This is a genomic window from Acidovorax sp. NCPPB 3576 (assembly GCF_028473605.1).
Lineage (GTDB): Bacteria > Pseudomonadota > Gammaproteobacteria > Burkholderiales > Burkholderiaceae_C > Paracidovorax.
Window position 1 is genome coordinate 1,209,850 of record NZ_CP097267.1, and the last position, 13,049, is coordinate 1,222,898.

The window sequence follows — 13,049 nt, forward strand, 5'->3', positions numbered from 1 at the left end:
GTTGCCGCACGGCGCCCCCGATCCTTTATTTTTCGTTGCCTCTCCCCTCACTTTTTTCCTCGAAGGAACCGACATGACCGATCTGCACAAACGCTCGCTGCTCCAGGTGGCCGCGCTTTCCGCGTTGGCCGCCGCCGCCCTGGCCGGCTGCGGCAAGAAGGACGAGCCCGCGCCAGCGCCGGCCGCCGCCCCGGCGCCCGCCGCGTCCGCACCTGCCGCGAAGGCCGAGCCTTTGAAGATCGCGTTCGCCTACGTGGGCCCGGTGGGCGACGGCGGCTGGTCCTTCGCGCACGACAACGGCCGCAAGGCGATCGAGAAGGAGTTCGGCGACAAGGTGCAGACCAGCTTCGTGGAAAGCGTGCCCGAGTCGGCCGATGCCGAGCGCGTGCTGCGCGACATGGCCTCGCAGGGCAACAAGCTGATCTTCGGCACCACGTTCGGCTACATGGAGTCGATCCAGAAGATCGCCCCCGACTTCAAGGACGTGAAGTTTGAGCACGCCACCGGCTACAAGACGGCCGAGAACGTGCGCACCTACGACAGCCGCACCTACGAGGGCGCCTACATGGCCGGCGTGATCGCCGGCGCCATGACCCAGACCAACACGCTGGGCGTCGTGGGCTCGGTGCCGATCCCCGAGGTGATCCGCAACATCAACAGCTTCACGCTGGGCGCGCAGTCGGTCAACCCCAAGATCAAGACCAAGGTGGTGTGGGTGAACGAATGGTTCAGCCCGCCGAAGGAAACCGAGGCCGCCACGTCGCTCATCAACGGCGGCGCCGACGTGCTGTTCCAGAACACCGACTCGCCCGCCGTGCTCAAGACCGCGCAGGAAAAGGGCAAGCGCGCCTTCGGCTGGGATTCCGACATGACCGCCTACGGTCCCAAGGCCCACCTGGCCTCGGCCGTGATCAACTGGGGCCCGTACTACATCAAGGCCACCAAGGATGCGCTGGGCGGCACCTGGACGACCGGCCAGAGCTGGTGGGGCGTGAAGGAAGGCGCGATCGATCTCGTCTCCATCGCCGAGGACGTGCCTGCCGACACCAAGGCCAAGGTCGAGCAGGTGAAGGCTGGCCTCAAGGACGGCAGCTTCTCGATCTGGAAGGGCCCGATCGCCGACAACACCGGCAAGGAAGTGCTCGCCAAAGACGCGGTGGCCGACGACAAGTTTCTGGGCGGCGTGAACTTCTACGTGAAGGGCGTCGAAGGCACGGTTCCCGGCGGCGACAAGAAGTAAATCGACGGGTGCCGGCGCAGCGCGCGGCAAGCGCGGGCCGGCACCGGGTTGCACAGTGGCGGCGGCAAGGCATCATCGGGCTACCGCCGCCGCCGTGAAGAGCGCGGCATCAACGTTTGGAGTCCGCCGATGTTCAAGGTCCCCCCCATTCCCGCCCAGCGCCTGCCCGCGCTGCTGCGCAGCATGCCCAAGGCCGAGCTGCACATCCACATCGAAGGCTCGCTCGAACCCGAGCTGATCTTCGCCCTGGCGCAGCGCAACGGCGTGGCGCTCCCGTACGCGAGCGTGCAGGCCCTGCGCGATGCCTACGCGTTCACCGACCTGCAGAGCTTTCTCGACATCTATTACGCCGGCGCCAGCGTGCTGCTGCACGAGCAGGACTTCTACGACATGGCCTGGGCCTACCTGCAGCGCGCCGCGGCCGACAACGTGGTGCATGCCGAAATCTTCTTCGATCCGCAGACGCACACGGCGCGCGGCGTGCCGATGGAGACCGTGATCCACGGTCTGCACCGGGCCTGCACCGATGCGCGCCAGGCGCTGGGCATTTCGTCCGCTCTCATCCTGTGCTTCCTGCGCCACCTGAGCGAGGAAGACGCCCTGGCCACGCTGGAGGCGGCGCTGCCGCTGCGCGCGCATTTCATCGGCGTGGGGCTGGACAGCAGCGAAGTCGGGCACCCGCCGGAGAAGTTCGCGCGCGTGTTCGCGCGCTGCGCCGAACTGGGCTTGCGGCGCGTGGCGCATGCGGGCGAGGAGGGGCCGCCGGCCTATATCTGGAGCGCGCTCGACGTGCTGAAGGCCGAGCGCATCGACCACGGCGTGCAGGCCGTGCACGACCCGGCGCTGATGCAGCGGCTGGCGCAGGAGCGCATCGCGCTCACGGTGTGCCCGCTGTCCAACCAGAAGCTGTGCGTCTTTCCCGACCTGGCCGACCACAACCTGCGCCAGTTGCTGGATGCAGGGCTGGCGGCCACGGTGAACTCGGACGACCCGGCGTACTTCGGCGGCTATATCAACGACAACTTCACGCAGCTGTTCGCGGCCGATCCGCAGCTCACGGCGCGCCACGCCTACCAGCTGGCCTTCAACAGTTTCGAGGCGAGCTTCGTGCCCGAGGCCGACAAGCACGACTGGGAACATCGCCTGAAGGTGTGCTTTCAGCAAAGCGTCGAGCAGGACTACTGACGCCCCTTTCGCCGACAGGGGATGCGTACAGCACTGTACGCACTGCGCTTATCCTTGGGCCCGTTCGCCGCATCCAAAAGGCGGCTCATCCCAAGGAGACGAGGCCATGAGAGAGAGATTTTGGCGCGGCAGCCTGCCGCTTTCCGTGCTGGCGCTGTCGGCGCTGGCTGCCTGCGGGGGGGGCGGAGGCGAGGGCGGCGACAACGGCCGCTACAGCGCGGAGATCCGGCGCACGGCCATGGGCGTGCCGCACATCAAGGCGTCCAGCTGGGGCAATGCGGGCTTCGGATACGGCTATGCGCAGGCGCAGGACAACCTGTGCACCATGGCCGATTCGTTCGTGACCTACCGGGGCGAGCGCTCGCGCTACTTCGGGGGCGACGCGCTGCTGGTGTACGAAAGCACCATCGACCGTCCGCGCAATCTCGACTCCGATTTCTTCCACCGCCACGTGATCTCCAGCGACGTGGTGGACGCCATGGTGGCGGCCCAGCCCGACAACCTGCGCAAGATGGTGGCCGGCTTTGCCGCCGGCTACAACCGCTACCTGCGCGAGGCCCAGTCCGGCGGCACCGCCCATGCGGCCTGCCGCACGGCGGCGTGGGTGCAGCCGGTCACCGCGCGGGACATCTGGCGGCGGATGGTTGCGGCCAACCTCGCCGGGGGCTACAGCAACTTCGTCGCGCCGCTGGCGAATGCCACGCTGCCCAGTGCAGCCGCCAGCGCGACGGCCGGGACCACCACGCCCGCATCGCCATCCCAGAAGGTGGCGCAACTCGATCCCGCACGCACGCAGCCGCCCCGGCTGCAGGTGGGCGGCACCGCGGGCATCGGCAGCAACATGTACGGCTTCGGCACGGCCGCCACCGGCGAGTCGAGCGGCCTGCTCTTCGGCAACCCGCACTGGTACTGGAAGGGACCAGACCGGTTCTATCAGGCCCACCTGACCATTCCCGGCGAGCTGAACGTGAGCGGCGCGTCGTTCCTGGGCGTGCCGGTGGTGCTGATCGGCTTCAACGACAACGTGGCCTGGAGCCACACCGTCTCCACCGCGCGGCGTTTCGGCGTCTTCCAGCTGCAACTGGCCGATGGCGACCGCACGACCTACGTGCGCGATGGCAAGGCGGTGAAGATGGCGGCCACCCCCATCACCGTGCAGGTGCGTGGCGCCTCCGGCGCGCTCACCGATGTCACGCGCACCCTCTACAAGACCGAGTACGGGCCCGTGGTAAACCTGGGCGGCCTCAACCCGGCGCTGGGATGGAGCCAGACCACGGCGTTCGCCATGCGCGACGTCAACGGCGAGAACTTCCGCACCTTCCGCAACTGGATGCGCTGGAACCAGGCGGCCTCGCTGGACGAGTTCATCGCCATCCAGAAGCAGGAGTCGGCCATTCCCTGGGTCAACACCGTGGCCGTGGGGCGCGGCAACCCGCGCGCCTGGTATGCCGACATCGGCGCCGTGCCCAACGTGTCGCCCGAGCAGGTGGCCACCTGCACCACGGGCTTCGGCAAGGCGATGGCGGCGGCCCTGCCCAACGTGCCGTTCTTCGACGGCTCGCGCAGCGCCTGCGACTGGCAGACCGACAGCGACTCGGCGCAAAAGGGCACCGTGGGCGCCTCGCGCATGCCCAGCCTGCTGCGCGACGACTACGTGGGCAACATGAACGACAGCTACTGGCTGGCCAACGCCAAGGCGCCGCTCACGGGCTTTCCCGCGATCTTCGGCCCCGCCGGAACGCAGGCGCAGAGCCTGCGCACGCGCATGGGCCACACCATGGCGCTGGAGCGCCTGGCCGGCACCGACGCCTATGCCGGCCAGCAGGCCACCAGCGCCGTCGTGCGGCAGATGGTGCTAGACAGCCGGGTGTTCAGCGCCGAGCGCTTCAAGGAGCAGGCCCTGTCCCTGGTCTGCGTGTCGCCCCAGATCACGGTCGCGGCCGAGGGCCGGACGGTGGATGTGGCGGCCGCCTGCGCCGCGCTGCGCGCCTGGAACAACACCGGCAACGCCACGGCGCGGGGCTCCCACGTGTGGGACGAGTTCTGGAACCGCGTGAAAGTGCCGGCCGCGCAGCTCTATGCCGTGCCGTTCAGCGCCGCCGACCCGCTGAACACGCCGCGCGAGCTGCGCGCCAGCGCTGCCGATGCGCTGCGGCAGGCCTTCGGCGCCGCCGTGCTGAGCGTGCAGCGCAGCGGCTTCGCGCTGGATGCGCCGCGCGGCGACGTGCTGTTCGCCACGCGCGGCGGCAGCAAGATCGCGCTGTACGGCGGCTGCGGCGATCCCGGCTACTTCACCATCAACTGCTCGGAAAACCCGATCGAGCAGGGCGGCTACAGCATGGACGGGCAGCCGCACGGCAACAGCTACATGCAGGTGGTGGGTTTTCCGGCCGGTGGGGTGGAGGCGCACACGTTCCTCACCTACTCGCTGTCGGACGACCCGGCCTCCAGCCGCAACGGCGACTACACCCGGGCCTACGGGGCCAGGCAATGGCTGCGCCTGCCGTTCTCGGAGTCCGAGATCACGTCGAGCGCGGGCTACAGCACCGTCACCGTGAGGGAATGATCGACCGCGCGCCCCAGGGTTGGCGGACCCCGGTGGCGCGCCCCGGTCGATTGGCGCAAAATGGGGCGGCAGCGCTTGATCAGCCTGCCCCTTAAGCTATCAATATGGAAGCATCCTGCCGTGTCCAGTCCTCGCATTCCCCTGCTCGTTCTCAACCACCTGTCCCCGCAGAGCCAGGCCCAGATCGCGGCCCTCTACGACCTGCACTACGCCCCCACGGCGGCGGACCGCACCGCGGCCATCGTCACCCAGGGCGGGCGCTTCCGGGCGGTGCTCACCATCGGCTCGCAGGGCTTGAGCGCCCAGGAGATCGAGGCCATGCCGGCGCTGGAGCTCATCTGCGTGCTGGGCGCCGGCTATGAGAACGTGGACCTGGCCGCGGCCCGCGCGCGCGGCATCGTGGTGGCCTCGGGCGCCGGAACCAACGACGACTGCGTGGCCGACCATGCCTTCGGCCTGCTGATCGGCGCGGTGCGCGGCCTGCGCCCGCTGGACCGCCTGTGCCGCGAAGGCGTTTGGCGCGACGCCATCGGCCTGCCGCCCAACGTGTCGGGCAAGCGCCTGGGCATCTTCGGCCTGGGCACCATCGGCCAGAAGATCGCGCGCCGTGCCTCGGGCTTCGACATGGCCGTGGGTTACCACAACCGCAAGCCGCGCGAAGGCGTGGCCTACGAGTATTTCGGCAGCCTGCTGGAGCTGGCCCAATGGTGCGATGTGCTGGTGTGCGCCACGCCCGGCGGCGCGGCCACGCGCCATGCCGTCAATGCCGAGGTGCTGCAGGCGCTGGGCCCGCTGGGCTACCTAGTGAACATCGCCCGGGGCAGCGTGGTGGACACCGAGGCGCTGGCCTCGGCCCTGCGCGTGGGCGGCATCGCCGGCGCGGGGCTCGACGTGTACGAAAGCGAACCGCACCCGCCCGAGGCGCTGATCGGCCTCGACAACGTGCTGCTCACGCCGCACGTCGCAGGCTGGTCGCCCGAGGCCGTGCAGGCCAGCGTAAACCAGTTCCTGGCCAACGCCGCAGGGCACTTCGCGGGCACCGGGGTCGTGGCGCCGGTGTGAGCCGCGCGGCCGGCCCTTCGGGGCAAGCCACCGCCTCGTTTCAAAGGTTGGTGCGCAGCTTCCAGATCTCGGGGAACAGCACCACATCCAGCATCTTGCGCAGGTAGCTCACGCCGCCCGTGCCGCCCGTGCCGCGCTTGAAGCCGATCACGCGCTCCACCGTGGTCACGTGGCGAAAGCGCCAGAGCCGGAACGCGTCTTCCAGGTCGGTCAGTTCTTCGCCCAGTTGGTACAGGTCCCAATGCTGCCGCGGGTCGCGGTACACCACCAGCCAGGCCTGCTCTACGGCATCGCTTTCCTCATAGGGCTGGGTCCAGTCGCGGGCCGTGTGGCTGTCCGGCACCGGAATGCCGCGGCGCGCCAGCAGGCGCAGGGCCTCGTCGTAGAGCGAGGGCGCCTCGTAGGCGGCCTGCACCTGGGCCAGCAGGTCGGCGCGGTGCTCGTGCGGGCGGAGCATGGCGCGGTTCTTGTTGCCCAGCGCGAATTCGATGCTGCGGTACTGGTAGCTCTGGAATCCGCTGGAGCTGCCCAGGTAGGGCCGCATGGCGCTGTACTCGGGCGGCGTCATGGTGGCCAGCACGTCCCAAGCGTGCACCAGCTGCTCCATGATCTTGGAGACGCGCGCCAGCATCTTGAAGGCCGGCTGCAGATCGTCCTTGGCCACCAGCGCGATGGCCGCCCGCAGCTCGTGCAGCATGAGCTTCATCCACAGTTCGCTGGTCTGGTGCTGCACGATGAACAGCATCTCGTCGTGCGCCGGCGAGCGGGGGTTCTGCGCGGTGAGGATGGCATCGAGCGACAGGTAGTCGCCATAGCTCATGCTCTGGCTGAAGTCGAGCTGGGCGCGCTCTTCATGCACGATGGATTCGGGCTTGCCAGCGGGCGCGTCGCTGCCTGCGGGCGCGGGGGATTGGGAATGGGGGCACATGGTTCAGGTCACCGCGTTGATCTGGTTGAACTCGGCGCGCTGCCACTCGGCGCTGTCGAGCACTTGGCGAAGATGCTCGACGGCATTCCACACGTCTTCGAAACCGATGTACAGCGGCGTGAAGCCGAAGCGCAGGATGTCCTTGTGCGGCCCCTGGCCGCCGTCGCCCTTGCGGAAGTCGCCGATCACGCCGCGCGCGATGAGCGCCTGCACGATCGCGTAGGCTCCGCTGCCCTGGCCATGCAGGCCCTGGCCTTCGTCCCGCGTGAGGCACACCTGCGAGCCGCGCCGGGCATGCTCGCGCGGGGTCGCCAGGCCCAGGCCGTGGCCGCCGCAGCGCGCTTGCACCAGTTCGATGAACAGGTCCGTGAGCGCCAGCGATTTGGCGCGCAGCGCGGCCATGCCGCCCAGCGGCTGGGCCGCGTCGAACACGTCCAGGCCGCATTGCAGGGCCGACAGGCTGATGATGGGCTGCGTGCCGCACAGGTAGCGCGTGATGCCGGGCGCGGGCTGGTAGCCGGGCGTGAACTGGAACGGCGCCGCATGGCCCCACCAGCCGGACAGCGGCTGCCAGAAGCGGTCGGCATGGCGCGGGTGCACCCACACGAAGGCCGGGGCGCCCGGGCCGCCGTTCAGGTACTTGTAGCCGCAGCCGATGGAAAAGTCGGCATCGGCGCCCTGCAGATCGACCGGCACCGCGCCGGCGCTGTGCGCCAGGTCCCACACCGTGAGGATGCCGGCCGCATGCGCCGCCGCCGTGAGGGCCGCCATGTCGTGCATGGCGCCGGTGCGGTAGTTCACATGGGTGAGCATAAGCACCGCCACGTCGCCGGTGAGCGAGGCGGCGATCTCCTCGGGCTCCACCAGCACCAGGTCCAGGCCGCGCTCCTTGCACAGCCCCTCGGCGATGTAGAGGTCGGTGGGGAAGTTGCTGCGCTCGCTCACCACGCGCCGGCGGGCCGGGCTCTCTTCACGGGCGATGTTGAGTGCCGCGCTCAGCACCTTGTAGAGGTTGATGGACGTGCTGTCGGTGCACACCACCTCGCCGGCACCGGCGCCGATGAACGGCGCGAGCTGGTTGCCCAGGCGCTGGGGCAGGTCGAACCAGCTGGCCGTGTTCCAGGAGCGGATCAGGTCCGTGCCCCACTCGCGTGTCACCACGTCGGCCACACGGGCCGCCGTGGCCTTGGGTAGCACACCGAGCGAATTGCCGTCCAGATAGATGACGCCCGGGGGCAGGTCGAAGTGCGCGCGCAGCGGGGCCAAGGGGTCCTGCGCATCGAGGGCGCGGCAGTCTTGCAAGGTCGTCATGGAAGGCTCAGGTTAATCAAAAATGATAGCAATCAGGACAATGAAATCAACGGCATGGGCGCAATATGGCCCTGACCGGCGATGCGTCGGCCGTGGTCAGCTTCAAGGGCAGGGCGATGAGTTCGTAGTCGCCTTCGGGCACCTCGTCGAGCACCAGGTTCTCCAGCACCCGCAGGCCGCGGCGGCGGATCGCCTGGTGGCTGTCCAGCGTCTTGCTGTCGGCCGGGTCGATGCTGGCGGTGTCGATGCCCACCAGCACCACGCCCAGATCCGCCAGCCGCTCGATGGTGCCGGGCGCGTAGGCGGCCAGGGCCCCGTCCCAGCGATCGACCGGCATGCGCTGGTAGGTGCGCACCAGCACGCGCGGCGGCAGGTCCTGCACGGCGTGGGCCAGGTGCGCCCATTCGATCAGCGGCCCCGCGCCGATGGCATGGATCACGCGACAGGGGCCGATGAACGCGTCCAGCGGCACCTCGCCGATGGAGGCGCCGTCCGGGTCGTAGTGCAGCGGGGCATCGGCATGCGAGCCGACATGGGGCGACAGCGTGATGGCGCTCACGTTCACCGGGCAGCCGGGCCCGATGGTGGCGCACCACTGCTGCGTGTAGGCTGTGTCGCCGGGGAAGACCGGCGTGGCGGCATGCACCGGCGCCGAAATGTCCCACAGCCGGGGGGAATTCGTGTTCATGGCGCGCATGCTATGCGCATCGGGGGTGTTTTCCCAAGGGGTTATCCTTCACATTGGTAAAAATTGAATAATCCATTCTTTTAAATCCGAAAACAGACCAAATCATGCAGGCCGCCTCCCTCGATCGCACCGACAAGCAATTGCTCGAAGCCCTGCAGGGCAATGCCCGGCTCACCTCGGGCGAGCTGGCGCAGATGGCGCACCTGTCCCAGTCGCCGTGCTGGCGCCGCGTGAAGCGGCTGGAGGACGATGGCGTCATCAGCGGCTACCACGCGGGCCTCAACCGGCGCGCGCTGGGGTTCGGGGTGATGGCGTTCGTGATGGTGGGCATCGACCACCAGACCGAGATCTCGTCCCAGGCCTTCGAAGAGGCGGTGTGCGCGATCCCCGAGGTGGTCATGTTCCACGGCATCTCCGGCCCGGAGGACTTCATGCTCGTCGTGGTCGCGAAGGACCTGGACGCCTATTCCGAGCTGCTGCAGCGCCGCCTGCACCGCCTGCCGGGCGTGCGGCACATGCACTCGTATTTTTCGCTGCAGGAGTTCAAGGGCCAGGTCGGCGGCCTGCCCGTGCCGGCGTAGCGACGCCGGCCTGCACCGCGGCCTGTGCGATCCATCCCCAATCAATAGATCGCGCTGTCCGGCAGCGCCGCCAGCCCGTGGCGCTGGCGTGCCCGGCGGCAGGCGTCGCTACCCGCCTCGAACTCGCGGCAGGGCGAGGGCCGCCATTCGTAGATGCCGCAGGCCGCCCGCACGCCGACGGTGCCGGTGAGGGCGGCGCAGCGCGGCGACGCGTGGTCGGTGCCACGCATGCGGCGCAACTGGTCGGTCACTTCCACCACCAGGCCCTGCGGCACGCTGCCGCCCGTCTCCTGCGATTCATGCACCGAGAAATCGACACGGAAACTCGCGCAGCACGCGCCGCAGCTCAGGCAGGGATGGGTCATGGCAGGCGGTGCATGTCGGAACAAAACCGGCATTGTGCGGGCGGGAGCGCACGGGCTGGCCCTGCAGCGCATCGCATCCGGGGCGGATGCGCCTCAAGCCGGGCGGGAGGATGCGGCCTAAAATGAGAACTAAACTCATTCATAACAATCCGATGAAGATGACTGAAGAATCTTCGGGCCCTGCGCTGGCCCCAGGCACTGCCTTGCCCGCCGCCACGGGCCTGGACCGCCTTCCGCGGCAGGTGCACGCCCATGTGACGGCGCTGCAGCCGGCCCGCAACGAACAGGAGCGCGCGGTGATCCAGCGCCTCATGGAAATCGGCTTCCTGCCCGGCGAACCCGTTCGTGTGGTGGCCAGCGGCTTCCCCGGCGGCGATCCCCTGGCCGTGCGCGTGGGCCAAGCCACCTTCGCACTGCGCCGCCATGAGGCCGCGCTGGTGCATGTGCAGGCCGGAGCGCCCGCATGAGCGGCGCCGCCACGTCGCCCCTGCGCATCGCGCTGCTGGGCAATCCCAACTGCGGCAAGACCGCGCTGTTCAACCTGCTCACGGGCGCCCGCCAGAAAGTGGCCAACTACGCTGGCGTGACCGTCGAGCGCAAGGAAGGCCTGCTGCACACCGCCAGCGGCCGCCGCGTGCGCGTGCTGGACCTGCCCGGCGCCTACAGCCTGAACGCCCACAGCGCCGACGAAGCCGTCACGCGCGACATCGTCACGGGTGAGCGGCCCGGCGAGGCCGTGCCCGACCTGCTGGTCTGCGTGACCGATGCCACCCACCTGCGCCTGAACCTTCGGCTGGTGCTGGAGGCGCGTGCGCTGGGGCTGCCCATGGTGCTGGTGCTCAACATGAGCGACATGGCCGCACGCCAGCGCATCGAGATCGACCGCGAAGCCCTCTCGCGCGAACTCGGCATGCCGGTGCTGTCCACCGTGGGCGTGCGCAGCGACGGCGCGCAGGAACTGCTGCAGTGGCTCGACACCCAGGCGCCGCAGGCACTGGCGGGTACGGCGTCCGTGCACCGGGCCACGGGTGTGGACCTGCGCGCCCAGGTGCTGCAGCTGCACCAGGAGGTGCGCCGCATCATGGCCGCCGCCGTGCGCGAGCCCGCAGTCAGCCTGCGCAACGACGACCGCATCGATGCCGTGGTGCTCCACCCGGTGTGGGGCATGCTGCTGCTGGCCGTCACGCTGTTCCTCATGTTCCAGGCGGTGTTCAGCTGGGCCGCGATGCCCATGGATGCCATCAAGGCCGGCGTGGACGGGCTGTCGGCCTGGATCAACGCGCACATGGCCGATGGCGTGCTGCGCAGCCTGCTCACCGACGGCATCCTGGCGGGCACCGGCGGTGTGCTGGTGTTCCTGCCGCAGATCCTGATCCTGTTCTTCTTCATCCTGGCGCTGGAAGACTCCGGCTACCTGCCACGCGCCGCCTTCCTGCTCGACCGCGTCATGGGCACGGTGGGGCTGTCGGGGCGGTCGTTCATTCCGCTGCTGTCGAGCTTTGCCTGCGCCGTGCCGGGCGTGATGGCCACGCGCTCGATCACGCACTGGCGCGACCGGCTCGTCACGATCATGATCGCGCCCCTCATGACCTGCTCCGCGCGCCTGCCGGTGTATGCCCTGCTCATCGGCGCGTTCATCCCCGAGCAGACCGTGGGCGGCGTGTTCAACCTGCAGGGCCTGGTGCTGTTCGCCCTGTACGTGGGCGGCATCGTGAGCGCCATGGCCGTGGCGGCCGTCGCCCGCCTCGCGCGCCGGGGCGCCGGCCACGCGCCGCTGCTGATGGAGCTGCCCGCCTACCGCTGGCCCAGCGTGCGCAGCCTGGCGCAGGGCCTGTACGAGCGCGCGCTGATCTTCATCCGCCGCGTGGGCGGCATCATCCTGGCCGTCACCATCCTGCTGTGGTTCCTCTCCACCTATCCCGCGCCGCCCGAGGGTGCCACGGGCGCGGCCATCCAGTACAGCTTCGCCGGCCGCATCGGCAGCGTGCTGGAAGTGCTCGTGGCGCCGATCGGCTTCAACTGGCAGATCGCCATCGCCCTCGTGCCCGGCATGGCCGCGCGCGAAGTGGCGGTGGGGGCCCTGGGCACCGTGTATGCCCTCTCGGCCACTGGCGAGGAAGTGGCCACCCAGCTCGGTCCGCTGATCGCCCAGAGCTGGTCGCTGGCCACGGCGCTGTCGCTGCTGGCGTGGTTCGTGTTCGCGCCGCAATGCATCTCGACCATCGCCGCGGTGCGGCGCGAGACCAACAGCTGGCGCTATCCGCTGCTGATGACCGGCTACCTGTTCGCGCTGGCCTATGGCGCCAGCTTCATCACGTATCGCCTGGCCCTTGCGCTGGGAGGAGGCTGAGCCATGGCCCAGGAAATCATCGTCGGCGTGATCGTCGCCCTCGCCGCGGCCTACATGGTGTGGAAGTGGATGCCCGCCCGCTGGCGCACCCGCCTGGACCGCGTGCATCCGGCACTGGCGCAGTCGACCAGTTGCGGAGGCTGCAGCAGCTGCGATTCGGGCGGCTGCGGAACGGGCGGCGGTGCGGTGGGGCAGGAGCAGGTCGTGCAGATGCCGGGCCGCCGTTCTTCAGTGCCGAAGTAGGGCCGGCATCGGCGGAACGTCCCCATGTTTCATGGCTGGCGCAGAGGGTTTTCCGGCTCCTTTCCCATCAGCGCCTTGTCGCGTCGGCAGGTCTCCAGGGGCAACGCACGCCACGAGGCGATTCGGGTCACTTCCTGCGTATCGGCGCGCGTGCTGCTTTCGAGGCAGGCGCAGCCGTATCCCGCGCTGCCCGCTCCGGTCACCACCCACCGGCTTTTGGGAAACACGGGCCAGTCGCCTTCGGCTTGGTGGCCGCCCTGCATTCCCACCGTCCATTCCCCCGCTTTGTCCATGAGCGTTGCATTTCCGGGCGTCGGTTGATCGAACCAGCCGCAGCGGGTGGTCGTGGCCTGCGGCGCTGCTGTTGCAACGTTGTAGGCAATCGCCAATGCAGACATCGAAATGAAGGCTGCGATTTTTGCGCGATGCAAGCGTTTCGGCACGCAAATGGTCATGGCGTGATGGTGAAGGCAGCCCCGGTCCGATGCGCTTTTCCGGCAAGCCATTCGAAGAAATGCTTTGGTACGTTC

13 protein-coding genes are annotated in these 13,049 nt (G+C 68.9%); 8 read left to right on the forward strand and 5 right to left on the reverse strand.

Features of this window, described 5'->3' with window-relative positions; all coding sequences use genetic code 11:
* The first annotated feature begins 73 nt into the window (after positions 1–73).
* The 4 genes from M5C98_RS05610 (at position 74) to M5C98_RS05625 (ending at position 6,053) form a co-directional block, all read left to right on the forward strand.
* On the forward strand, positions 74–1,240 hold the full coding sequence (locus tag M5C98_RS05610) for a BMP family ABC transporter substrate-binding protein (protein ID WP_272551494.1): 1,167 nt from the start codon (positions 74–76) through the stop codon (positions 1,238–1,240).
* Positions 1,241–1,369: 129 nt separating this feature from the next.
* Complete coding sequence (locus tag M5C98_RS05615) at positions 1,370–2,425, forward strand: adenosine deaminase (protein WP_272551495.1); 1,056 nt, start codon at positions 1,370–1,372, stop codon at positions 2,423–2,425.
* 106 nt (positions 2,426–2,531) lie between these two features.
* Positions 2,532–4,991 carry a penicillin acylase family protein gene (locus M5C98_RS05620; protein WP_272551497.1) on the forward strand — a complete coding sequence of 820 codons (2,460 nt, stop codon included), beginning with the start codon at positions 2,532–2,534 and terminating at the stop codon, positions 4,989–4,991.
* Between the two features lie 120 nt (positions 4,992–5,111).
* The gene (locus tag M5C98_RS05625; protein WP_442867237.1) at positions 5,112–6,053 is read left to right on the forward strand and encodes a 2-hydroxyacid dehydrogenase; all 942 of its coding nucleotides are present in this window, start codon (positions 5,112–5,114) and stop codon (positions 6,051–6,053) included.
* Positions 6,054–6,093: 40 nt separating this feature from the next.
* On the opposite strand, the gene kynA is transcribed toward M5C98_RS05625, so the two are convergent.
* From kynA to kynB, 3 genes are read right to left on the reverse strand one after another with little or no spacing between them, the layout of a single operon-like run.
* Positions 6,094–6,981, reverse strand: a complete 888-nt coding sequence (gene kynA / locus M5C98_RS05630) for a tryptophan 2,3-dioxygenase (protein ID WP_272551500.1) — start codon at positions 6,979–6,981, stop codon at positions 6,094–6,096.
* A 3-nt stretch (positions 6,982–6,984) separates the two neighbouring features.
* On the reverse strand, positions 6,985–8,292 hold the full coding sequence (gene kynU, locus M5C98_RS05635) for a kynureninase (RefSeq protein ID WP_272551501.1): 1,308 nt from the start codon (positions 8,290–8,292) through the stop codon (positions 6,985–6,987).
* A gap of 46 nt (positions 8,293–8,338) precedes the next feature.
* Complete coding sequence (gene kynB / locus M5C98_RS05640; protein WP_272551502.1) at positions 8,339–8,980, reverse strand: arylformamidase; 642 nt, start codon at positions 8,978–8,980, stop codon at positions 8,339–8,341.
* Between the two features lie 104 nt (positions 8,981–9,084).
* Between kynB and M5C98_RS05645 the strand changes: the two genes are divergently transcribed.
* Positions 9,085–9,561, forward strand: a complete 477-nt coding sequence (locus M5C98_RS05645) for an Lrp/AsnC family transcriptional regulator (protein ID WP_272551503.1) — start codon at positions 9,085–9,087, stop codon at positions 9,559–9,561.
* 41 nt (positions 9,562–9,602) lie between these two features.
* On the opposite strand, the gene M5C98_RS05650 is transcribed toward M5C98_RS05645, so the two are convergent.
* A complete protein-coding gene (locus M5C98_RS05650) occupies positions 9,603–9,926 on the reverse strand; it encodes a YkgJ family cysteine cluster protein (protein WP_272551504.1) in 324 nt (107 codons plus the stop codon).
* A gap of 152 nt (positions 9,927–10,078) precedes the next feature.
* Between M5C98_RS05650 and M5C98_RS05655 the strand changes: the two genes are divergently transcribed.
* The 3 genes from M5C98_RS05655 to M5C98_RS05665 are packed head-to-tail and all read left to right on the forward strand — an operon-like array spanning position 10,079 to position 12,519.
* Complete coding sequence (locus M5C98_RS05655) at positions 10,079–10,393, forward strand: FeoA family protein (RefSeq protein ID WP_272551506.1); 315 nt, start codon at positions 10,079–10,081, stop codon at positions 10,391–10,393.
* On the forward strand, positions 10,390–12,276 hold the full coding sequence (gene feoB / locus M5C98_RS05660) for a ferrous iron transporter B (protein WP_272551508.1): 1,887 nt from the start codon (positions 10,390–10,392) through the stop codon (positions 12,274–12,276). The genes M5C98_RS05655 and feoB overlap by 4 nt, the downstream gene beginning before the upstream one ends.
* A gap of 3 nt (positions 12,277–12,279) precedes the next feature.
* A complete protein-coding gene (locus tag M5C98_RS05665; protein ID WP_272551509.1) occupies positions 12,280–12,519 on the forward strand; it encodes a hypothetical protein in 240 nt (79 codons plus the stop codon).
* 29 nt (positions 12,520–12,548) lie between these two features.
* Here M5C98_RS05665 and M5C98_RS05670 read toward each other — a convergent pair whose 3' ends face one another.
* Positions 12,549–12,974, reverse strand: a complete 426-nt coding sequence (locus M5C98_RS05670; RefSeq protein WP_272551511.1) for a DUF4087 domain-containing protein — start codon at positions 12,972–12,974, stop codon at positions 12,549–12,551.
* Between the last annotated feature and the right edge of the window lie 75 nt (positions 12,975–13,049).